Origin of the sequence: Nocardioides sp. NPDC006303 (genome assembly GCF_040613175.1) — a bacterium.
In the GTDB taxonomy this organism is placed as follows: domain Bacteria; phylum Actinomycetota; class Actinomycetes; order Propionibacteriales; family Nocardioidaceae; genus Nocardioides.
Map to the genome: position 1 here is coordinate 1774 of NZ_JBEXRR010000081.1, position 3149 is coordinate 4922.

1 rRNA gene is annotated in these 3149 nt (G+C 54.9%); it reads left to right on the top strand.

Annotated elements, in window-relative coordinates:
- Positions 1 to 33 precede the first annotated feature (33 nt).
- Positions 34 to 3124, top strand: a 23S ribosomal RNA gene (locus tag ABZY89_RS29390).
- Positions 3125 to 3149 lie beyond the last annotated feature (25 nt).

The window sequence follows — 3149 nt, forward strand, 5'->3', positions numbered from 1 at the left end:
CGTGGTTTGTTGTTTTTGTTGAGTGTTTGTGAGAGATAAGCTATGAAGGGCACATGGTGGATGCCTTGGCATCAAGAGCCGAAGAAGGACGTTGGAGCCTGCGATAAGCCCTGGGGAGTTGGCAACCGAGCGTTGATCCGGGGGTGTCCGAATGGGGAAACCCAGCACGAGTCATGTCGTGTTACCCGCGCCTGAATCTATAGGGCGTGTGGAGGGAACGCGGGGAAGTGAAACATCTCAGTACCCGTAGGAAGAGAAAACAATAGTGATTCCGAGAGTAGTGGCGAGCGAAATCGGATGAGGCCAAACCGGTTACCTGTGATAGACGGCAGTTGTTGGGTAGTCGGGGTTGTGGGATATGTCTTTCATCGTCTGCCGGCGGTGAGCTCAGTAAGAAACCAAGCATGAAGGTGAACCAGTTGGGAAGCTGGGCCGTAGCGGGTGATAGCCCCGTAATCGTATGTGTTTGGCTGGGTTGATGTACTTCCCAAGTAGGACGGCACTCGTGGAATGTCGTGTGAATCTGGCGGGACCACCCGCTAAGCCTAAATACTTCTTGATGACCGATAGCGGACCAGTACCGTGAGGGAAAGGTGAAAAGTACCCCTGGCGGGGAGTGAAATAGTACCTGAAACCGTGTGCCTACAATCCGTCAGAGCCCGGCCGGCCTTTTGGCAGTGGGGGTGATGGCGTGCCTTTTGAAGAATGAGCCTGCGAGTTAGCGGTGTGTGGCAAGGTTAACCCGTGTGGGGAAGCCGTAGCGAAAGCGAGTCCTAATAGGGCGATTGAGTCGCGCGCTCTAGACCCGAAGCGAAGTGATCTAGCCATGGGCAGGTTGAAGCGCCGGTAAGACGGCGTGGAGGACCGAACCCACTTCAGTTGAAAATGGAGGGGATGACCTGTGGTTAGGGGTGAAAGGCCAATCAAACTTCGTGATAGCTGGTTCTCCCCGAAATGCATTTAGGTGCAGCGTTGCGTGTTTCTTGCCGGAGGTAGAGCACTGGATAGCCGATGGGCCCGACCAGGTTACTGACGTTAGCCAAACTCCGAATGCCGGTAAGTGAGAGCGCAGCAGTGAGACAGTGGGGGATAAGCTCCATTGTCGAGAGGGAAACAGCCCAGACCATCAGCTAAGGCCCCTAAGCGATAACTAAGTGGAAAAGGATGTGGAGTCGCAGTGACAACCAGGAGGTTGGCTTGGAAGCAGCCACCCTTGAAAGAGTGCGTAATAGCTCACTGGTCAAGTGATTCCGCGCCGACAATGTAGCGGGGCTCAAGTTATCCGCCGAAGCTATGGCACTCCGGTTTTCCGGGGTGGGTAGGGGAGCGTCGTGTATCGAGTGAAGCAGCGGAGTGATCCAGCGGTGGACGGTACGCGAGTGAGAATGCAGGCATGAGTAGCGAATGATGTGTGAGAAACACATCCGCCGATTGATCAAGGGTTCCAGGGTCAAGCTAATCTGCCCTGGGTAAGTCGGGACCTAAGGCGAGGCCGACAGGCGTAGTCGATGGACAACGGGTTGATATTCCCGTACCGGCGAAGTGACGCCCATGATGAGGCGCATGATGCTAACCATCTGAAGCATGCGTGACCGATCCCTTCGGGGTGAGGCGTGTGTGTGGAACATGGGACCCAAGTGTGTAGTAGTCAAGTGATGGGGTGACGCAGGAAGGTAGTCGAACCGTAGCGATGGTTGTCTACGGGTAAGCGTGTAGGGCTGTGTGTAGGCAAATCCGCACACTGTATGCCTGAGACGTGATACGGACCCGTTTGGGGAAGTCGATGATCCTATGCTGTCGAGAAAAACCTCTAGCGAGTCATGAGCCGCCCGTACCCCAAACCGACTCAGGTGATCAGGTAGAGAATACCGAGGCGATCGAGCGAACCATGGTTAAGGAACTCGGCAAAATGCCCCCGTAACTTCGGGAGAAGGGGGGCCCGGATCGTGAACCCACTAGCTGGGGGAAGCGTGAAGGGCCGCAGAGACCAGGCCCAAGCGACTGTTTACTAAAAACACAGGTCCGTGCGAAGTTGTAAGACGATGTATACGGACTGACTCCTGCCCGGTGCTGGAAGGTTAAGAGGACGGGTTAGCCTCACGGCGAAGCTCAGAATTTAAGCCCCAGTAAACGGCGGTGGTAACTATAACCATCCTAAGGTAGCGAAATTCCTTGTCGGGTAAGTTCCGACCTGCACGAATGGAGTAACGACTTGGGCGCTGTCTCAACCGTGGACTCGGCGAAATTGCACTACGAGTAAAGATGCTCGTTACGCGCGGCAGGACGGAAAGACCCCGGGACCTTTACTATAGTTTGGTATTGGTGTTTGGTTCGGCTTGTGTAGGATAGGTGGGAGACTGTGAAGCGCACACGCCAGTGTGTGTGGAGTCAACGTTGAAATACCACTCTGGTCGTACTAGATGTCTAACTTCGGACCATGATCTGGTTCAGGGACAGTGCCTGATGGGTAGTTTAACTGGGGCGGTTGCCTCCTAAAGTGTAACGGAGGCGCTCAAAGGTTCCCTCAGCCTGGTTGGCAATCAGGTGGCGAGTGTAAGTGCACAAGGGAGCTTGACTGTGAGACAGACATGTCGAGCAGGGACGAAAGTCGGAACTAGTGATCTGGCCACGGCATGTGGAAGCGTGGTCACTCAACGGATAAAAGGTACCCCGGGGATAACAGGCTGATCTTCCCCAAGAGTCCATATCGACGGGATGGTTTGGCACCTCGATGTCGGCTCGTCGCATCCTGGGGCTGGAGTAGGTCCCAAGGGTTGGGCTGTTCGCCCATTAAAGCGGCACGCGAGCTGGGTTTAGAACGTCGTGAGACAGTTCGGTCCCTATCCGCCGCGCGCGTAGGAAACTTGAGAAAGGCTGTCCCTAGTACGAGAGGACCGGGATGGACGAACCTCTGGTGTGCCAGTTGTACCGCCAGGTGCATGGCTGGTTGGCTACGTTCGGAAGTGATAACCGCTGAACGCATCTAAGCGGGAAGCACGTTTCAAGATGAGGTTTCCCACCCTTTATGGGTTAAGGCCCCCTACAGACTATGGGGTTGATAGGCCGGAGGTGTACAGCAGTGATGCCCAGCCGACCGGTACTAATAGGCCGAGGGCTTATCTTTCATAAACCCTCAACAAAAACAACAA